This is a genomic window from Streptococcus mitis (genome assembly GCF_013305725.1).
Taxonomy (GTDB): Bacteria; Bacillota; Bacilli; order Lactobacillales; family Streptococcaceae; genus Streptococcus; species Streptococcus mitis_BO.
Genome location: NZ_CP047883.1, coordinates 1,733,796 through 1,753,663, shown reverse-complemented (window position 1 = coordinate 1,753,663; position 19,868 = coordinate 1,733,796). Strand labels below are relative to the sequence as shown.

The 19,868-nt window shown below is 41.2% G+C and carries 18 protein-coding genes, 1 other RNA gene and 1 pseudogene; 18 read left to right on the top strand and 2 right to left on the bottom strand.

Annotation, left to right across the window (positions count from 1 at the left end; genetic code table 11):
- Positions 1-112 precede the first annotated feature (112 nt).
- Together pbp1a and recU are read right to left on the bottom strand one after the other, a co-directional pair.
- Positions 113-2,302, bottom strand: a complete 2,190-nt coding sequence (gene pbp1a, locus M594_RS08480; RefSeq protein WP_173876560.1) for a penicillin-binding protein PBP1A — start codon at positions 2,300-2,302, stop codon at positions 113-115.
- Complete coding sequence (recU, locus tag M594_RS08475) at positions 2,299-2,895, bottom strand: Holliday junction resolvase RecU (RefSeq protein WP_173876559.1); 597 nt, start codon at positions 2,893-2,895, stop codon at positions 2,299-2,301. Before recU ends, pbp1a begins: the two co-directional genes overlap by 4 nt.
- 66 nt (positions 2,896-2,961) lie before the next feature.
- Between recU and M594_RS08470 the strand changes: the two genes are divergently transcribed.
- The 18 genes and pseudogenes from M594_RS08470 (at position 2,962) to tig (ending at position 19,854) form a co-directional block, all read left to right on the top strand.
- Positions 2,962-3,489 carry a DUF1273 domain-containing protein gene (locus tag M594_RS08470; RefSeq protein ID WP_173876558.1) on the top strand — a complete coding sequence of 176 codons (528 nt, stop codon included), beginning with the start codon at positions 2,962-2,964 and terminating at the stop codon, positions 3,487-3,489.
- A 72-nt stretch (positions 3,490-3,561) separates the two neighbouring features.
- The gene (gene gpsB / locus M594_RS08465) at positions 3,562-3,891 is read left to right on the top strand and encodes a cell division regulator GpsB (RefSeq protein ID WP_173876557.1); all 330 of its coding nucleotides are present in this window, start codon (positions 3,562-3,564) and stop codon (positions 3,889-3,891) included.
- A 20-nt stretch (positions 3,892-3,911) separates the two neighbouring features.
- An RNA gene (rnpB, locus tag M594_RS08460) (RNase P RNA component class B) lies at positions 3,912-4,293 on the top strand.
- An 84-nt stretch (positions 4,294-4,377) separates the two neighbouring features.
- The gene (locus M594_RS08455) at positions 4,378-5,535 is read left to right on the top strand and encodes a THUMP domain-containing class I SAM-dependent RNA methyltransferase (RefSeq protein WP_173876556.1); all 1,158 of its coding nucleotides are present in this window, start codon (positions 4,378-4,380) and stop codon (positions 5,533-5,535) included.
- 12 nt (positions 5,536-5,547) lie between these two features.
- Entirely contained in the window at positions 5,548-6,984 is a 1,437-nt protein-coding gene (mapZ, locus tag M594_RS08450) for a cell division site-positioning protein MapZ (RefSeq protein WP_173876555.1), read from the top strand.
- Positions 6,985-7,059: 75 nt separating this feature from the next.
- Complete coding sequence (gene gndA, locus M594_RS08445; protein WP_000158778.1) at positions 7,060-8,484, top strand: NADP-dependent phosphogluconate dehydrogenase; 1,425 nt, start codon at positions 7,060-7,062, stop codon at positions 8,482-8,484.
- Between the two features lie 11 nt (positions 8,485-8,495).
- Complete coding sequence (locus M594_RS08440; protein WP_050105813.1) at positions 8,496-9,185, top strand: response regulator transcription factor; 690 nt, start codon at positions 8,496-8,498, stop codon at positions 9,183-9,185.
- Between the two features lie 100 nt (positions 9,186-9,285).
- A complete protein-coding gene (gene cbpJ, locus M594_RS08435; RefSeq protein WP_173876554.1) occupies positions 9,286-10,296 on the top strand; it encodes a choline-binding protein CbpJ in 1,011 nt (336 codons plus the stop codon).
- Between the two features lie 17 nt (positions 10,297-10,313).
- On the top strand, positions 10,314-11,333 hold the full coding sequence (cbpC, locus tag M594_RS08430) for a choline-binding protein CbpC (protein ID WP_173876553.1): 1,020 nt from the start codon (positions 10,314-10,316) through the stop codon (positions 11,331-11,333).
- Positions 11,334-11,607: 274 nt separating this feature from the next.
- Entirely contained in the window at positions 11,608-12,486 is an 879-nt protein-coding gene (mvk, locus tag M594_RS08425; RefSeq protein ID WP_173876551.1) for a mevalonate kinase, read from the top strand.
- Positions 12,468-13,421, top strand: a complete 954-nt coding sequence (gene mvaD, locus M594_RS08420; protein WP_173876549.1) for a diphosphomevalonate decarboxylase — start codon at positions 12,468-12,470, stop codon at positions 13,419-13,421. Before mvk ends, mvaD begins: the two co-directional genes overlap by 19 nt.
- Positions 13,408-14,415 carry a phosphomevalonate kinase gene (locus M594_RS08415; RefSeq protein ID WP_173876548.1) on the top strand — a complete coding sequence of 336 codons (1,008 nt, stop codon included), beginning with the start codon at positions 13,408-13,410 and terminating at the stop codon, positions 14,413-14,415. The genes mvaD and M594_RS08415 overlap by 14 nt, the downstream gene beginning before the upstream one ends.
- Positions 14,399-15,409, top strand: coding sequence for a type 2 isopentenyl-diphosphate Delta-isomerase (fni, locus tag M594_RS08410; RefSeq protein WP_173876546.1), 1,011 nt, complete (start codon positions 14,399-14,401; stop codon positions 15,407-15,409). Before M594_RS08415 ends, fni begins: the two co-directional genes overlap by 17 nt.
- 75 nt (positions 15,410-15,484) lie before the next feature.
- Entirely contained in the window at positions 15,485-16,183 is a 699-nt protein-coding gene (gene liaF, locus M594_RS08405; RefSeq protein ID WP_001224652.1) for a cell wall-active antibiotics response protein LiaF, read from the top strand.
- Positions 16,180-17,175 carry a sensor histidine kinase gene (locus tag M594_RS08400; protein ID WP_173876545.1) on the top strand — a complete coding sequence of 332 codons (996 nt, stop codon included), beginning with the start codon at positions 16,180-16,182 and terminating at the stop codon, positions 17,173-17,175. The genes liaF and M594_RS08400 overlap by 4 nt, the downstream gene beginning before the upstream one ends.
- A gap of 13 nt (positions 17,176-17,188) precedes the next feature.
- Entirely contained in the window at positions 17,189-17,821 is a 633-nt protein-coding gene (locus M594_RS08395; RefSeq protein ID WP_173876543.1) for a response regulator transcription factor, read from the top strand.
- A pseudogene (locus M594_RS08390) lies at positions 17,822-18,478 on the top strand (DNA alkylation repair protein).
- Positions 18,479-18,570: 92 nt separating this feature from the next.
- Positions 18,571-19,854 (top strand): trigger factor, encoded by a 1,284-nt coding sequence (gene tig / locus M594_RS08385; protein ID WP_173876541.1) that lies wholly within the window; start codon positions 18,571-18,573, stop codon positions 19,852-19,854.
- The last annotated feature ends 14 nt before the right edge of the window (positions 19,855-19,868 follow it).

The window sequence follows — 19,868 nt, the reverse complement described above, 5'->3', positions numbered from 1 at the left end:
AGAACAAAAAACCTGAGAAGTAAAATTGGCCTTCTCAGGTTTTTCTTATCTAATTATTTGATTTAACAAAGAAAAGATTGAAAAACCACCCAATTTTTGGGTGGTTAGTAATTTATTGTTGAGCTGGCTGAGGATTTTGGTTAGGCTGACCTTGATTGGTACTTGGTTGTTGTGTTACCGTATTCTCATTGGTTCCAGCATTGGGAGTAGCTGTATTTGCATTTGGATTTACGTTTGAGTTTGGTGTCGTTACACTTGACTGAGAGGTTGAGGTTTCTGGAGCTTGACTCGCAGGAGCGGGTGTAGAACTTTGTTGAGTAGAAGGAGCAGTCCATGTAGGACGAGCACCGTTCTTAAAGACATATTCGCCACTTCGATATAAGCCCTCAGGCATAGTCCAATCTCCAGGATGATTATCTTCAGAAAGATAAGTCATCATTGAGCGGTAAACCTTGGCTGCAACATAGAAGCCATCACCAACAATAGGAGTAAGACGATTTGAGTAACCCGTCCATATAGCCATCGAATATTTACGAGTATAGCCGACAAACATTTCATCTGGTGCAACATAGCCTGAGTTTTTGATATATTTCTCAATTTCTTCATCTGTATAATTTGATGTACCAGTTTTACCAGCTTGAGGTAGCCATGGAAGATAGGCACCACGACCTGTTCCGTATGCTAAAACAGTTTTCATCATTTCTGTCATCATATAGGCAGTCGTCTCTTTCATAGCCCGAGTGCCAGGGTCAGAAAATTCTTTTGAGCTGCCGTCACTAAAGACAACCTTGTTAACATACATTGGTTTATGGTAGATACCACCATTTGCAAAAGCTGCGTAGGCAGCTGCCATTTTCTCACTACTTGCTCCGTACTGTTTGTTGGATTCAGTTGTATTACTAGAGATAGCATTCGCATAGTGCAGACTTGGATAATCAATACCGAGTCCGTTTAGGAAGGTTTTTGCTTTATCTAAACCAACCTTATTAAGAGTTTCAACCGCTGTGACATTACGTGATTGTTGAAGAGCATACTGGATAGTAATATTTCCGAAGTAACCTTTATCCCAGTTGTAAACAGGTGTATCTGTTCCAGGATAGTTATAAGGAACATCGTGAACAATTGAAGCAGTTGAATCGTAGATACCGTATTCTAAGGCAGGAGCATAGTCGGTGATTGGTTTCATAGTAGAACCCCAGTCACGATTGGTTTCAACGGCTTGGTTGATTCCGAAAGATACATTACTTGATTGGTGACGAGAACCTAACTGAGCAATGACTTTACCATTTGTTACATCTACGATAGTTGAAGCTACTTGGAGTTCATCATCAGGATAATTAACGTATTCATCAGTATTGTAAATATCCCAGAGACGTTGTTGAACCTCGGTGTCAACATTGGTGTATACTTCCATACCGGTAGTTAGAAGGTTGTAGCCAGTTTCTTGCTCTACTTGATCAATTACTTCCTTTAGGTAATTGTCCATGTAAGCAGGATAACTGTTACCGGATTTTAGGCTTTGTAGACCTTCAGTAATTGGTGTGTTGATTGCTTTTTCATATTGCTCTGCTGTGATGAATCCTTGACCCTTCATCTCAGATAGGACAAGATTACGTCGTTCCTGAGCTGCTTCAGGATGAGAGTATGGGTCATACTGATTTGGAGCCTGAGGCATTCCTGCGAGGAGTGCTAACTGCGGTAAATTCAAATCTTTAAGATCTTTTCCGTAGTAGTTCTGTGCAGCAGTTTGCATTCCGTAGTTACCGTTTGACATGTAGACCTTATTAATGTAGTAGGTTAGTATTTCTTGTTTCGTAGCTTTTTGCTCTAGTTGAACCGCTAGCCAAGCCTCCTGTGCTTTACGTGATAAGGTTTGATCAGCAGTTGAAGTAGAAAAATAAGTCAACTTAATCAATTGCTGAGTTAAGGTTGAAGCTCCTTGGAGTCCCCCTCCACCTCGGAGATTTCTCAATGCTGCCCCAAGAATACGAATAGTATCAACTCCACGGTGATTAAAGAAACGATGGTCTTCAATGGAAATAATAGCATTAACTAATTCCGTTGGAATTTCATTTGATTGTGCATTGACACGACGTTCTGCTCCAAGATCGGCAATCAGTTCGTCTTTGTTATCGTATATCTTACTTGAAGTTGTAGCGACTAGTTTACTTTCGGACAGAGATGGAGCTTTGCTAACATAGTAGAGAAAAAGCCCTCCGCCTAGGACAACAGCTGCGATAAATACAGTTAAGAAGCCGATACTTGCATACTTAGCTATTCGCAGGATAGTTTGTTTGTTCATCTTGTTTTACCACCTAGTAAATGTTCTTTGATAATGTCGAGATAGGGAATTTGAGGAAAGGCGCCTTGCTCAACCAAATATCCATATTCTTGAATATATCCAAGTGGCATTGACTTTTGTCCCTTGTCTTGATGATAGAAACGAATCAAGTCAATAGCCGGCAATAAATAAGTTTCTTGTTGAGAAGAAAAGTGCAGGAGCACAAAGCAAATTCCTTGCTGGGCAAGGACTTGTTCCATATGCTGAATCTGATGAAGGTGAAAATTCTTCATTGGAATAGCATTCTTTTGTCGTGTTTCCTTGGCTTCAAAGTCAATGTAATGTCCTCTATATACGCCAGAGTAATCTGTTGTGGAAGCTTGTCTAAAGTAGGCTTCTACAATTTTGGCTCGACTACGTTGAGGATAGTCTACTCGAACAATCTGAACAGGCGTTGGCTTTTTATGGATAACTGCCATGCCATGCGTCAGATAGTAGTCGTTTGTAGCGTTAATCATCTTTTCAAAAGTCATTCCTCGATTTGCGAAATTTTTTGGTTGAGAAATGGATGTTTGGCTTTTTTTTGATGAAATTTTATGAGGATAGTTGACCATATTTCTCCTTATTGGTACAATAACATCACTCTATTATACCATAAAAATAGAAAGAAAGGTGTAAAAATGACTACAGCTTTAATCATGGGATATTCTAACTTTGATTTGGGTTTGTTTAATGAAAAAGATATCAGGTTAAAAATTATAAAGAAAGCCATTCGCCGTGATTTAGAAAGTTTAGTAGAAGAAGGGATTAAATGGCTGGTCTTTACAGGGAACTTGGGATTTGAATCTTGGGTGCTTGATGTCGCAAATGAAATGAAAGACGAATATGATTTCAGCCTAGCGACCATTTTTGATTTTGAAACACACGGGGAAAATTGGAATGAAGCGAATCAGCTTAAACTTAGCCAATTTAAGCAGGTCGATTTTGTCAAATATGCCTATCCTAAATATGAACATATGGGGCAATTACGAGATTACCAACGATTTTTACTGGAAAACACTGATTTAGCTTATTTTTTCTATGATTCAGAAAATGAGACCAAATTAAAATTTATAGACAATTTGATGAAAAATCAGGAAGGTTATCGCATAAAAAGGTTAACGTTTGAAGACTTAAATGAGCTAGCAGAAAATTTTTCTGAAAAGTAGGCCTTTGACCTTGATTTTTGTTTGCCTTTTTTTATATAATAATACTATTAGAAACCGAGAATGGAGAGAGAGATGGCAGGTATTATTTTTTCAGCGAAAGATATTTTCGAGCAAGAGTTTGGACGTGAAGTCCGTGGGTATAGTAAAGTTGAAGTTGATGAATTTTTGGACGATGTCATCAAGGACTATGAAACTTATGCTGCCTTAGTCAAGTCTCTCCGTCAAGAAGTTGCAGAGTTGAAGGAAGAATTGTCTCGCAAACCTGAATCTACACCGGTTCAAGCAGAACCACTTGAAATGACAGCAACAACTTCTATGACGAATTTTGATATTTTAAAACGTCTAAATCGTCTTGAAAAAGAAGTATTTGGTAAACAAATTTTGGATAACTCTAATTTATAAGAGCTTATTTGAAAAGTGCAATTTTTGGATAATCGCGTGAGGAGAATTTCTTTTCATGAGGAAAGTCCATGCTAGCACAGGCTGTGATGCCTGTAGTGTTTGTGCTAGGCGAAACCATAAGCCTAGGGACGAGAAATCGTTACGGCAGTCGAAATGGCTAAGTCCTTGGATAGGTCGGAGTAGGCTTGAAAGTGCCACAGTGACGGAGTCTTTCTGGAAACAGAGAGAGTGGAACGCGGTAAACCCCTCAAGCTAGCAACCCAAATTTCGGTCGGGGCATGGAGTACACGGAAACGAACGTAGTACTCTGACTGCTATCAGCTGTAAGCTGTTAGTGGTAGACAGATGATTATCGAAGGAAGTGGTCCTAGTCACTTCTGGAACAAAACATGGCTTATAGAAAATTGCATATAGGTTGGGGCTGAGAAAACTTTCTCAACCTCATTTTTTAAAGTGGACATATAGAAAGGTCTTATAAGACTGAAAATGAAAAAAGAATTTAATTTAATCGCTACTGCTGCAGCGGGTCTTGAGGCTGTTGTGGGACGTGAAGTGCGAGAGTTGGGCTACGATTGTCAGGTTGAAAATGGACGTGTTCGTTTTCAAGGAGACGTGAGAGGCATTATCGAAACCAACCTCTGGCTTCGGGCAGCAGACCGTATTAAAATTATCGTAGGAACGTTCCCAGCTAAGACTTTTGAGGAGCTCTTTCAGGGAGTTTTCGCTCTAGATTGGGAAAATTATTTGCCGCTTGGGGCTCGTTTTCCGATTTCAAAAGCTAAATGTGTTAAATCTAAACTTCACAATGAGCCAAGTGTACAGGCTATTTCAAAGAAGGCTGTTGTCAAGAAATTACAAAAACACTATGCTCGCCCAGAAGGTGTTCCTCTGATGGAGAATGGTCCAGAGTTTAAGATTGAGGTCTCTATTCTTAAAGACATAGCAACTGTCATGATTGATACGACAGGGACTAGCCTCTTTAAACGTGGTTATCGTACGGAAAAGGGTGGCGCTCCTATCAAGGAAAACATGGCGGCAGCCATTTTACAACTTTCTAACTGGTATCCAGATAAGCCCTTGATTGATCCGACCTGTGGTTCAGGAACTTTCTGTATCGAGGCAGTTATGATGGCTAGGAAGATGGCTCCTGGTCTTCGTCGCTCTTTTGCCTTTGAGGAATGGAACTGGATTAGCGATCGACTGATTCAAGAAGTGCGTACAGAAGCAGCTAAGAAAGTGGATCGTGAACTGGAACTGGACATCATGGGCTGTGATATCGATGCACGTATGGTGGAAATTGCTAAGGCTAATGCCCAGGCGGCAGGGGTTGCAGGAGATATTACCTTTAAGCAGATGCGCGTGCAGGATTTGCGTTCTGATAAAATCAATGGAGTGATTATCTCTAACCCGCCTTATGGTGAACGCTTGTCAGATGATGCAGGGGTTACCAAGCTTTATGCTGAGATGGGTCAAGTATTTGCTCCTCTGAAAACGTGGAGCAAGTTTATCTTAACCAGTGATGAAGCCTTTGAGACCAAGTACGGTAGTCAAGCGGATAAGAAGCGTAAGTTGTACAATGGAACCTTAAAAGTTGATTTATATCAATATTTTGGTCAGCGTGTTAAGCGCCAAGAAGTGAAGTAGAAAGGATAAGATATGGATCAGAAGAGACGTGATCGGCATGAGAAACATGACCAAGAGCCACAATTTGATTTTGATGAAGCTAAAGATTTGACAGTAGGTCAAGTTATTCGTAAGAATGAGGAAGTTGAAGCTGGGGTGCTTCCAGAAGATAGTATTCTAGACAAATATATAAAGCAACATCGTGAAGAGATTGAAGCAGATAAGTTTGAAACACGACAGTTCAAAAAAGAAGAGCTAGCAGCCACTCAAAGTTTAGAGGAATTGATTCAAGCAGTTCGAGAAACGAGTGATACTACTGCAGATGAGGAGTTAGGAGAAGAATCTTCTATAGATGCTACAGACACAAATAGTTCAGACTTTGTTTTGCCTCCTCTCGAGGAAGATAGTCAAAAGATAGAACCTCTAGTTGTAACTGAAGAAGGTGTTGATGAAGATGACGAGGTCCAAGAAGATGATACAGTTTTACTGTCGAGAGCTACTGCCATAGAGCCAGAAACAGAAGCAGATTCTATAAAGAAACGAGTGATGATCATCGCTTCAGTACTGATTGTAATTGTTATCCTGCTGGGGAGCTATTTTGTCTACCGTCAAATTTCACGCTCAAACCAAGAGATACAATCTTCACAATCAGCTTCAACCGACCAAGCTACGCAAACAGCATTACAAGAGTTTAATACTCTCTATGATGCCTTCTATATAGATAGCAACAAAACGGCTTTGAAAAATAGTCAGTTTGATAAGCTGAGCCAACTTAAAACCTTACTTGATAAGCTGGAAGGTAGTCGTGAACATACACTTGCCAAATCTAAATATGATAGCCTAGCAACTCAAATCAAGGCCATTCAAGATGTCAATGCTCAATTTGAGAAGCCAGCTATTGTTGATGGTGTTTTGGACACTAACGCTAAAGCTAAATCGGATGCTAAATTTACAGATATTAAAACTGGAAATACGGAGCTTGATAAATTACTAGATAAGGCTATTAGTCTAGGTAAGAGTCAACAAACAGCTCCTTCAAGTTCAAGCTCCAGCCAAGAAAGTTCAAGTTCATCAACAGAGAGGGCTGCAGACAACACAAGTCCATCTTCAAGCGCCTCATCAAACAATTCAGTTTCTGCACGTGATGATAGCCATGGCGGTTTATCAAGTTCTGGAGTTGACCTCCAGAGAGCTTCGAGTCGTGTGCCGTTCAATCAATCGGCTATTGATGATAGTAATAACTCTGCCTGGGATTTCGCGGATGGTGTCTTAGAACAGATTCTAGCGACTTCACGTTCACGTGGTTATATCACTGGTAACCAATATATCCTTGAACGTGTCAATATCGTTAATGGCAATGGTTATTACAATCTCTACAAGCCAGATGGAACCTATCTCTTTACCCTTAACTGTAAGACAGGATACTTTGTTGGAAATGGTTCTGGACATGCGGATGCTTTGGACTACTAAGCAGTCGTTACAAAATTCTTTCTTTTCAAAAGTAAAAATGATAAAATAAAACAAATTAAACAAGAGGAGTGTCAAATGACAAAAGCTAACTTTGGTGTTGTTGGTATGGCCGTAATGGGTCGTAACCTTGCCCTTAATATTGAATCTCGTGGTTACACAGTTGCTATTTACAACCGTAGTAAAGAAAAAACTGAAGATGTAATTGCTTGCCATCCTGAAAAGAACTTTGTACCAAGCTATGACGTTGAAAGTTTTGTAAACTCAATCGAAAAACCTCGTCGCATCATGCTCATGGTTCAAGCTGGACCTGGTACAGATGCTACAATTCAAGCCCTTCTTCCACACCTTGATAAGGGTGATATCTTGATCGACGGAGGAAACACTTTCTACAAAGATACAATCCGTCGTAATGAAGAATTGGCAAACTCAGGCATCAACTTTATCGGTACTGGAGTTTCTGGTGGTGAAAAAGGTGCCCTTGAAGGTCCTTCTATCATGCCTGGTGGACAAAAAGAAGCCTACGAATTGGTTGCGGATGTTCTTGAAGAAATCTCAGCTAAAGCACCAGAAGATGGCAAACCATGTGTGACTTACATCGGTCCTGATGGAGCTGGTCACTATGTGAAAATGGTTCACAACGGTATCGAGTACGGTGATATGCAATTGATCGCAGAAAGCTATGACTTGATGCAACACTTGCTAGGCCTTTCTGCAGAAGATATGGCTGAAATCTTTACTGAGTGGAACAAGGGTGAATTGGACAGCTACTTGATCGAAATCACAGCTGATATCTTGAGCCGTAAAGACGATGAAGGTCAAGATGGACCAATCGTAGACTACATCCTTGATGCCGCAGGTAACAAGGGAACTGGTAAATGGACTAGCCAATCATCTCTTGACCTAGGTGTGCCATTGTCACTCATCACTGAGTCAGTATTTGCACGTTACATCTCTACTTACAAAGAAGAACGTGTGCATGCTAGCAAGGTTCTTCCAAAACCAGCTGCCTTCAAATTTGAAGGAGACAAGGCTGAGTTGATTGAAAAAATCCGTCAAGCCCTTTACTTCTCAAAAATCATTTCATACGCACAAGGTTTTGCGCAATTGCGTGTAGCTTCTAAAGAAAACAACTGGAACTTGCCATTTGCAGATATCGCATCTATCTGGCGTGATGGCTGTATCATCCGTTCTCGTTTCTTGCAAAAAATTACAGATGCTTACAACCGTGATGCAGACCTTGCTAACCTTCTTTTGGATGAATACTTCTTGGATGTCACTGCTAAGTACCAACAAGCAGTGCGTGATATCGTAGCTCTTGCGGTTCAAGCTGGTGTACCAGTGCCAACTTTCTCAGCAGCTATTACTTACTTTGATAGCTACCGTTCAGCTGACCTTCCAGCTAACTTGATCCAAGCGCAACGTGACTACTTTGGTGCCCACACTTACCAACGTAAAGACAAAGAAGGAACCTTCCACTACTCTTGGTATGACGAAAAATAAGTAGGTCTGCCATGGGGAAACGGATTTTATTACTTGAGAAAGAACGAAATCTAGCTCATTTTTTAAGTTTGGAACTCCAAAAAGAGCAATACCGAGTTGATCAGGTTGAGGAGGGGCAAAAAGCCCTCTCCATGGCTCTTCAGACAGACTATGACTTGATTTTATTGAATGCTCGTCTGGGGGATATGACAGCCCAGAATTTTGCAGATAAGCTGAGTCGGACTAAGCCAGCTTCAGTCATCATGGTCTTGGACCATCGCGAAGAATTGCAAGATCAGATTGAAACAATCCAACGCTTTGCCGTTTCTTACATCTATAAGCCAGTTATTATTGATAATTTGGTAGCTCGTATTTCAGCGATTTTCAGAGGTCGGGACTTTATCGACCAACACTGTAGTCAGATGAAGGTTCCAACATCTTACCGTAATCTGCGTATGGATGTAGAGCATCATACCGTTTATCGTGGCGAGGAGATGATTGCTTTGACTCGTCGTGAGTATGACCTCTTGGCTACTCTTATGGGAAGCAAGAAAGTTCTGACTCGTGAGCAGTTGTTGGAAAGTGTCTGGAAGTATGAAAGTGCGACCGAAACCAATATCGTGGATGTCTATATCCGTTATCTACGTAGCAAGCTTGATGTAAAAGGTCAAAAAAGCTACATTAAAACCGTGCGTGGTGTTGGTTACACCATGCAAGAATAGAAAAGCAGTTGCAGTTTTGTAACTGCTTTTTTTGAGGGATTTTCTATATATTGACATGCGGTTTGGTCTTTGCTATAATCAGTCATGGAGGATACGTCTAATGAAAATAATAAAAAAATTGATGCAAATTGCATTAGCAGTCTTTTTCTTCGGTTTGCTAGCAACAAGTGCAGTATTGGCGGATGATGCTGATTCAGAAGGTTGGCAATTTGTCCAAGAAAATGGTAGAACCTACTACAAGAAGGGGGAACTCAAAGAAACCTACTGGCGAGTGATTGATGGTAAGTACTATTATTTTGATCCTCTATCTGGAGAGATGGTTGTCGGCTGGCAATATATTCCGTTTCCATCTAAAGGTAGTACAATTGCTCCTTACCCAAATGGTATCAGATTAGAAGGTTTTCCAAAGTCAGAGTGGTACTATTTCGATAAAAATGGAGTGCTACAAGAGTTTGTTGGTTGGAAAGCATTAGAGGTTAAAACTAAAGACAGTGTTGGAAGAAAGTATGGGGAAAAACGTACAAATCCGGAAGATAAAGAAGAGAAGAGTTTTTACACGAACTATTACTTTAATCAAAATCATTCTTTAGAGACAGGTTGGCTTTATGACCAGTCTAATTGGTATTATCTAGCTAAAACGGAAATTAATGGAGAAAACTATATTGGTGGTGAGAAACGTTCTGGTTGGATTCAAGATGCTTCCACTTGGTACTATCTAGATTCAGAAACTGGTATCATGCAAACTGGTTGGAAGCAAATTGGCAATAAGTGGTACTACCTCCGTTCATCAGGAGCTATGACAACTGGCTGGTATCAGGAAAGCTCAACTTGGTATTACCTAGACCAAGTAAATGGTGATATGAAAACTGGCTGGCAATACCTTGGCAACAAGTGGTACTATCTCCGTTCATCAGGAGCTATGGCAACTGGTTGGGTGAAAGATGGTTCAACTTGGTACTATCTAAATGCAAGTAATGGAGATATGAAGACAGGTTGGACAAAAGTAAATGGAAACTGGTATTATCTCAATTCAAATGGAGCAATGGTTACAGGTAGCCAAACTATCGATGGTAAAGTCTATAACTTTGCTTCATCTGGTGAGTGGATTTAATCTTGGAGGAGATACAAATGAAGCTTTTGAAAAAAATGATGCAAGTCGCACTAGCAACATTTTTCTTTGGTTTGTTAGCTACAAATACTGTATTTGCGGATACCACAGGTGGCCAATTTGTTGATAAGGATAATAGAAAATATTATGTAAAAGATGATCATAAAGCAATCTATTGGCATAAAATAGACGGTAAAACCTACTATTTTGGTGATAGAGGAGAGATGGTTGTCGGTTGGCAATACGTAGAAATTCATGGAACAGGTTATCGTGATAATTTATTTAATAATCGTCCAGTCGTAGAAATTGGTCTTCAGGAGAAGTGGTACTATTTTGGACAAGATGGTGCTTTGCTAGAACAAACAGATAAACAGGTACTAGAGGCAAAAACGTCTGAAAATACAGGAAAAGTATACGGTGAACAATATGCTCCATCTGCTGAAAAGAGAACTTATTATTTTGATAATAATTATGCTGTAAAGACAGGTTGGACTTATGAAGACGGCAATTGGTATTATTTAAATAAGCTAGGAATTTCTGGCGATGATTCTTACAATCCACTACCAATTGGTGAAGTTGCTAAGGGTTGGACTCAAGATTTCCATGTTACTTTTGGCATTGATAGAAGCAAACCTGCTCCGTGGTATTACCTAGACCCAGAAACTGGTATCATGCAAACTGGTTGGAAGCAAATTGGCAATAAGTGGTACTACCTCCGTTCATCAGGAGCTATGGCGACTGGCTGGTATCAAGAAGGCTCAACTTGGTACTATTTAGATGCTGAAAATGGTGATATGAAAACGGGCTGGCAATACCTTGGTAACAAGTGGTACTATCTCCGTTCATCAGGAGCTATGGTAACTGGTTGGTATCAAGATGGTTCAACTTGGTACTACCTAAATGCAGGTAATGGAGATATGAAGACAGGCTGGTTCCAGGTCAATGGCAAATGGTACTATGCTTATAGCTCAGGTGCTTTAGCAGTGAATACGACCGTAGATGGCTATTCTATCAATTATAATGGCGAATGGGTTCAATAATGAAAGAGGCGATTGTGAAGGAAACAATCGCTTTTTTTGTGAAAATATAATAAAATAGATAGGAGAGAATAAATACTTGTAGGAAAAAATAATACTCTTCGAAAATCAAATTCAAACCACGTCAGCGTCGCCTTACCGTATATATGTGACTGACTTCGTCAGTCTTATCTACAACCTCAAAACAGTGTTTTGAGCAACCTGCGGCTAGTTTCCTAGTTTGCTTTTTGATTTTCATTGAGTATGAGACGGCTTTTTCGTCTAGCAAAAGGAAAAAATGACAAAAAAGGTTGGTGTCGGTCAGGCACATAGTAAGATTATTTTAATAGGGGAGCATGCGGTCGTTTACGGCTATCCTGCTATTTCCTTGCCTCTTTTGGAGGTGGAGGTGACTTGTAAGGTAGTTCCTGCAGAAAGTCCTTGGCGCCTCTATGAGGAGGATACCTTGTCCATGGCAGTTTATGCTTCGCTGGAGTATTTGGATATCAAAGAAGCCTGCATTCGCTGTGAGATTGACTCGGCTATCCCTGAAAAACGGGGAATGGGTTCGTCAGCTGCTATCAGCATAGCGGCTATTCGTGCGGTTTTTGACTACTATGAGGCAGAACTGCCTCATGATGTATTAGAAATCTTGGTCAATCGGGCTGAGATGATTGCTCATATGAATCCGAGTGGTTTGGATGCCAAGACCTGTCTCAGTGACCAGCCTATTCGCTTTATTAAGAATGTAGGATTTACAGAGCTTGAGATGGATTTATCCGCCTATTTGGTGATTGCTGATACAGGCGTTTATGGCCAGACTCGTGAAGCCATCCAAGTGGTTCAAAGCAAGGGGAAGGATGCCCTGCCGTTTTTGCATGCCCTGGGAGAATTGACCCAGCAAGCAGAAGAAGCGATTTCACAAAAAGATGCTGAAGGACTGGGACAAATCCTCAGTCAAGCGCATTTACATCTAAAAGAAATTGGTGTTAGTAGCCCTGAGGCGGATTCTCTAGTTGAAACGGCTCTTAGCCATGGTGCTCTGGGTGCCAAGATGAGCGGTGGTGGACTAGGAGGCTGTATCATAGCCTTGGCAGATAATTTAACACACGCACAAGAACTAGCAGAAAGATTAGAAGAGAAAGGAGCTGTTCAGACATGGATCGAGAGCCTGTAACAGTACGTTCCTACGCAAATATTGCTATTATCAAATATTGGGGAAAGAAAAAAGAAAAAGAGATGGTGCCTGCTACTAGCAGTATCTCTCTGACTTTGGAAAATATGTACACAGAGACGACTCTGTCATCTCTACCGACGGATGCGACAGCTGATGTCTTTTATATCAATGGTCAGCTACAAAATGAGGCAGAGCATGCTAAGATGAGCAAGATTATTGACCGCTACCGTCCAGTTGGAGAAGGCTTTGTTCGAATTGATACTCAAAATAATATGCCTACCGCAGCGGGCTTGTCATCAAGTTCTAGTGGTTTGTCTGCCTTGGTCAAGGCTTGCAATGCTTATTTCAAGCTTGGATTGGATAGAAGTCAGTTAGCGCAGGAAGCGAAGTTTGCCTCAGGATCTTCCTCTCGGAGTTTTTATGGACCGCTAGGAGCCTGGGACAAGGATAGCGGAGAGATTTACCCTGTAGAGACAGACTTGAAACTAGCTATGATTATGTTGGTGCTAGAGGACAAGAAAAAACCAATCTCTAGCCGTGACGGGATGAAACTTTGTGTGGAAACCTCGACGACCTTTGATGAATGGGTGCGTCAGTCTGAGAAGGATTATCAGGATATGCTGGTTTACCTCAAAGAAAATGATTTTGTCAAGGTTGGGGAATTGACTGAGAAAAATGCCCTTGCTATGCACGCTACGACCAAAACAGCATCACCAGCCTTTTCTTATCTGACGGATGCAAGCTATGAAGCCATGGACTTTGTCCGCCAGCTTCGTGAGAAAGGAGAAGCCTGCTACTTTACTATGGATGCTGGTCCCAATGTCAAAGTTCTTTGTCAGGAGAAAGACTTGGAGCATTTATCTGAAATCTTCAGTCAGCGTTACCGCTTGATTGTGTCAAAAACAAAGGATTTAAGCCAAGATGATTGCTGTTAAAACTTGCGGAAAGCTCTATTGGGCAGGCGAATATGCTATTTTAGAGCCAGGGCAGTTGGCCTTGATAAAGGCCATCCCCATCTATATGAAGGGGGAGATTGCTTTTTCTGATAGTTACCGTATCTACTCAGATATGTTTGATTTCGCAGTGGATTTGACACCAAATCCTGACTACAGTTTGATTCAAGAAACGATTGCTTTAGTGGAAAATTTCCTCGTTTATCGTGGGCAGACCTTGCGACCTTTTTCTTTGGAAATCCGAGGAAAAATGGAACGGGAAGGGAAAAAGTTTGGTCTAGGTTCTAGCGGTAGCGTCGTTGTTTTGGTCATCAAGACCTTACTGGCTTTATATGATATTTCGGTTGATCAGGAGCTCTTGTTCAAGCTGGCTAGCGCTGTCTTGCTCAAGCGAGGAGACAATGGTTCTATGGGGGACCTTGCCTGTATTGTGGCAGAAGATTTGGTTCTCTACCAGTCATTTGATCGCCAGCAGGTAGCAACTTGGTTGAAAGAAGAAAATTTGGCGACTGTTTTAGAGCGTGATTGGGGCTTTTCAATTTCGCAAGTGGAACCAACTTTAGAATGTGATTTCCTAGTGGGATGGACCAAGGAAGTGGCTGTATCGAGTCACATGGTCCAGCAAATCAAGCAAAATATCAATCAGAATTTTTTAAGCTCCTCAAAAGAAACGGTGGCTGCTTTAGTAGAAGCCTTGGAGCAGGGGAAATCAGAAAAAATTATCGAGCAAGTAGAAGTGGCCAGCAAGCTCTTAGAAGGCTTGAGCACAGATATTTACACGCCTTCGCTCAGACAGTTGAAAGAAGCTAGTCAAGATTTGCAAGCTGTTGCCAAGAGTAGCGGTGCTGGTGGTGGTGATTGTGGTATTGCCTTGAGTTTTGATGAGCAATCAACTAAAAACCTAAAAAACCGTTGGGCCGATCTGGGGATTGAGCTCTTATACCAAGAAAGGATAGGACATGACGACAAATCGTAAGGATGAGCACATCCGCTATGCCCTTGAGCAGAAAAGTTCCTATAATAGCTTTGATGATGTGGAGTTGATTCATTCTTCCTTGCCTCTTTACGACCTGGATGAAGTCGATCTGTCGACAGAGTTTGCTGGTCGAAAGTGGGATTTTCCTTTTTATATCAATGCCATGACGGGTGGAAGCGATAAGGGAAGAGAAATCAATCAAAAGCTGGCTCAGGTGGCGGAAGCCTGTGGTATTTTATTTGTAACGGGTTCTTATAGCGCAGCCCTCAAAGATCCAGCAGATGACTCTTTTTCTGTCAAGTCTGATCATCCAAATCTCCTTCTTGGAACCAATATTGGATTGGACAAGCCTGTCGAGTTAGGCCTTCAGACTGTAGAAGAGATGAATCCTGTTCTCTTGCAAGTGCATGTCAATGTTATGCAGGAATTGCTCATGCCTGAGGGAGAAAGGAAGTTCAGAAGCTGGCAATCGCATCTGGCAGACTATAGCAAGCAAATCCCCGTTCCGATTGTCCTCAAGGAAGTGGGCTTTGGAATGGATGTGAAGACCATCGAGAGAGCCTATGGATTGGGTGTTCGAACTGTTGACCTATCAGGTCGTGGCGGTACCAGCTTTGCCTATATCGAAAACCGTCGCAGTGGTCAACGTGACTACCTCAATCAATGGGGCCAGTCTACCATGCAAGCCCTTCTCAATACCCAAGACTGGAAAGACAAGGTCGAACTCTTGGTTAGTGGAGGCGTTCGCAATCCACTGGATATGATTAAGTGCTTGGTCTTTGGTGCTAAGGCTGTAGGACTGTCTCGAACAGTTCTGGAATTGGTTGAAACCTATTCAGTTGAAGAAGTGATTGGCATTATCCAAGGCTGGAAAGAAGATCTACGACTCATCATGTGTGCCCTTAATTGTGCCACCATAGCAGATTTGCAAAAAGTAGACTATCTTCTTTATGGAAAATTAAAAGAAGCAAATGATCAGATGAAAAAGGCGTAACCACCGCCTTTTTTCCATCCTCAGACTGAGGTGACTTTTTTGAATTGTGATAAAATAGAAGGGAGAGGATGCACTATGAGAAAATTTAAAATCTTTTTATTTATTGAAGCTTGTCTTTTGACAGGAGCTCTGATTTTGATGGTATCAGAGCATTTTTCGCGTTTTCTGCTGATTTTATTCCTCTTTTTACTTTTGATTCGCTATTACACTGGTAAAGAGGGCAATAATCTTCTTTTAGTAGTGGCAACCATTCTCTTCTTTTTTATCGTCATGCTCAATCCTTTTGTGATTCTAGCTATTTTTGTTGCGGTTATCTATAGCCTCTTTCTACTTTATCCGATGATGAACCAAGAAAAAGAGCAGACCAATTTGGTTTTTGAAGAGGTGGTTACGGTTAAGAAGGAGAAAAATCGTTGGTTTGGAAATCTTCATCATTTTTCAAGCTACCAGACTTGCCAGTTTGATGATATCAATCTCTTTCGCCTCATGGGCAAGGATACAATTCATCTAGAGAGGGTCATTCTAACCAATCATGACAATGTCATTATTCTCAGAAAGATGGTAGGAACGACCAAAATCATTGTACCTGTAGATGTGGAAGTCAGTCTTAGCGTTAACTGCCTCTATGGTGATTTGACTTTTTTCAACCAGCCCAAGCGAGCCCTCCGCAATGAACACTATCATCAAGAAACAAGAGACTATCTCAAGAGTAACAAGAGTGTCAAGATTTTCTTGACCACTATGATTGGCGATGTGGAGGTGGTCAGAGGATGAAAAAACAAGCCTATGTAATGATTGCTCTCACCTCCATTTTGTTTGTCTTATTTTTCTCCCACAGCTTGCTGGAAATGCTTGACTTTGACTGGTCTATTTTCTTGCATGATATAGAAAAAACAGAAAAATTTGTTTTTTTATTATTGGTCTTCAGTATGTCCATGACCTTTCTCTTAGCCTTGTTTTGGAGAGGTGTTGAAGAGCTTTCTCTAAGAAAAATGCAGGCTAATCTCAAGCGTTTGTTGGCAGGGCAAGAAGTGGTTCAGCTTGCAGATCCAGATTTGGATGCCAGCTTCAAGTCCTTGTCAGGCAAACTTAACCTCTTGACAGAAGCTCTTCAAAAAGCAGAAAATCACAGTCTTGCTCAGGAAGAGGAAATCATCGAGAAGGAACGGAAGCGGATTGCTCGGGATTTGCATGATACGGTCAGTCAGGAGTTGTTTGCGGCCCACATGATTTTATCGGGTATTAGTCAACAGGCTTTGAAATTGGATAGAGAAAAGATGCAGACCCAGTTGCAGAGTGTCACAGCTATTTTAGAAACCGCCCAGAAGGATTTGCGGGTCTTGCTCTTGCATTTGCGACCGGTTGAACTAGAGCAGAAGAGTCTGGTTGAGGGAATTCAAATCCTCTTAAAAGAGCTTGAGGACAAGAGTGATCTCAGAGTTAGTCTTAAGCAAAATGTGACGAAATTGCCCAAGAAAATCGAGGAACATATCTTCCGTATCCTGCAAGAATTGATCAGCAATACCCTCCGCCATGCCCAGGCCTCTTGTTTGGATGTCTATCTCTATCAGACGGATGTTGAATTGCAACTGAAGGTGGTAGACAATGGAATTGGTTTTCAGTTAGGGAGTTTAGATGACTTGAGTTATGGACTACGTAATATCAAGGAGCGGGTTGAAGATATGGCAGGGACGGTTCAGTTATTAACAGCTCCCAAGCAAGGGCTGGCAGTTGATATCCGTATTCCCCTGCTCGATAAGGAATGATAAAGGAGTAAAGATGAAAATTTTACTAGTAGATGACCACGAAATGGTTCGATTGGGATTGAAAAGCTACTTTGACCTCCAAGATGATGTAGAAGTTGTAGGGGAAGCGTCCAACGGGTTTCAGGGTATTGACTTAGCTTTGGAATTGCGTCCGGATGTTATTGTCATGGATATCGTCATGCCTGAGATGAATGGGATTGATGCGACCTTGGCCATCCTCAAAGAATGGCCTGAAGCTAAGATTTTGATTGTGAGTTCTTACTTGGACAATGAAAAAATCATGCCTGTCTTAAATGCTGGTGCTAGGGGATATATGCTCAAGACTTCTAGTGCAGACGAACTACTCCATGCCGTCCGTAAGGTGGCTGCTGGCGAGCTGGCTATTGAACAAGAGGTCAGCAAGAAGGTCGAATACCACCGCAATCACATAGAACTACATGAGGACTTGACTGCGCGTGAGCGAGATGTTCTCCAACTCATCGCTAAGGGCTATGAAAATCAGCGCATCGCAGACGAACTTTTTATCTCTCTCAAGACGGTCAAGACCCATGTGTCTAATATCCTAGCCAAACTTGAAGTCAGCGATCGTACCCAGGCTGCAGTCTATGCCTTTCAGCACCACTTGGTGGGGCATGAGGAGTTTTAGATGAGTCTAACAGATTTACTTGTTGAGCTAGAAGCGGCAAAAGATTCAAAAAATGCAGGGCCCATGGAAGTCTATATGCGCCATCAATTTTTCTTCCTAGGTATTGCGGCTCCTGAAAGAAATGCACTCTATAAAAAATACTTTCCAAAAGCGAAAAAAACAAAGATTATCGACTGGAATTTTGTAGATACTTGCTGGGAAAAAGAATCTAGAGAATACCAGTATGTGGCTGCAAATTATTTGAAAGCCATGCAGTCTTATCTAACGGAGAACGATTTACCTAAGCTTGAGCGGTTAGTCGTCACAAAATCCTAGTGGGATACCGTAGATATCCTAGATCGAGTAGTAGGGAGTTTGGTGTATGACCACCCTGAACTAGAAGAAATAATCTTTAAATGGAGCCTATCAGATAATATCTGGTTGAGACGTGTCGCTATTGACCACCAGTTGTTAAGAAAAGAGAAGACCAATGTTCAATTAATGGAAAAGATTCTGCTTCATAATTTGAACCAAACAGAATTCTTTATCAATAAAGCCATTGGCTGGGCTCTAAGAGACTACTCCAAAACCAATCCAACTTGGGTAGCAGGCTTCATTGAGAAAAACCAGGAAAGAATGGCTGACCTTAGTATCAAAGAAGCAAGCCAGTACCTCTAGCGTCATTGAAAAGCGCATTCATTACTTGAAAAAAGTCGCCCATTTATGTTATAATAGACTGTATTTAAAAAATTTTAAGGAGAAATGACAGAATGTCTGTATCATTTGAAAACAAAGAAACAAACCGTGGTGTCTTGACTTTTACTATCTCTCAAGACCAAATCAAACCAGAATTGGACCGTGTCTTCAACTCAGTGAAGAAATCTCTTAATGTTCCAGGTTTCCGTAAAGGTCACCTTCCACGCCCTATCTTCGACAAAAAATTTGGTGAAGAGTCACTTTACCAAGATGTTATGAACGCTCTTTTGCCAAACGCTTATGAAGCTGCAGTAAAAGAAGCTGGTCTTGAAGTAGTTGCACAACCAAAAATTGACGTGACTTCAATGGAAAAAGGTCAAGACTGGGTTATCACAGCTGAAGTTGTTACAAAACCTGAAGTAAAATTGGGTGACTACAAAAACCTTGAAGTATCAGTAGATGTAGAAAAAGAAGTAACAGACGCTGACGTTGAAGAGCGTATCGAACGTGAACGCAACAACTTGGCTGAATTGGTTATCAAAGAAGCTGCTGCTGAAAACGGCGACACTGTTGTCATCGATTTCGTTGGTTCTATCGATGGTGTTGAATTTGATAGCGGAAAAGGTGAAAACTTCTCACTTGGACTTGGTTCAGGTCAATTCATCCCTGGTTTCGAAGACCAATTGGTAGGTCACTCAGCTGGCGAAACTGTTGATGTCGTTGTAACATTCCCAGAAGACTACCAAGCAGAAGACCTTGCAGGTAAAGAAGCTAAATTCGTAACAACTATCCACGAAGTAAAAGCTAAAGAAGTTCCAGCTCTTGACGATGAGCTTGCAAAAGACATCGATGAAGAAGTTGAAACACTTGCTGAATTGAAAGAAAAATACCGCAAAGAATTGTCTGAAGCTAAAGAAGAAGCTTACAAAGATGCAGTTGAAGGTGCAGCAATTGATAAAGCTGTAGAGAACGCTGAAATCGTAGAACTTCCAGAAGAAATGATCCACGAAGAAGTTCACCGTTCAGTAAATGAATTCCTTGGAAACTTGCAACGTCAAGGTATCAACCCTGACATGTACTTCCAAATCACTGGAACTACTCAAGAAGATCTTCACAAACAATACGAGGGAGAAGCTGAGTCACGTACGAAGACTAACCTTGTTATCGAAGCAGTTGCGAAAGCTGAAGGATTTGACGCTTCAGAAGAAGAAATCCAAAAAGAAATCGAGCAATTGGCGGCAGACTACAACATGGAAGTGGCACAAGTACAAAGCTTGCTTTCAGCTGATATGTTGAAACATGATATCACAATTAAAAAAGCTGTTGAATTGATCACAAGCACAGCAACAGTTAAATAATCTTAATAAACAAA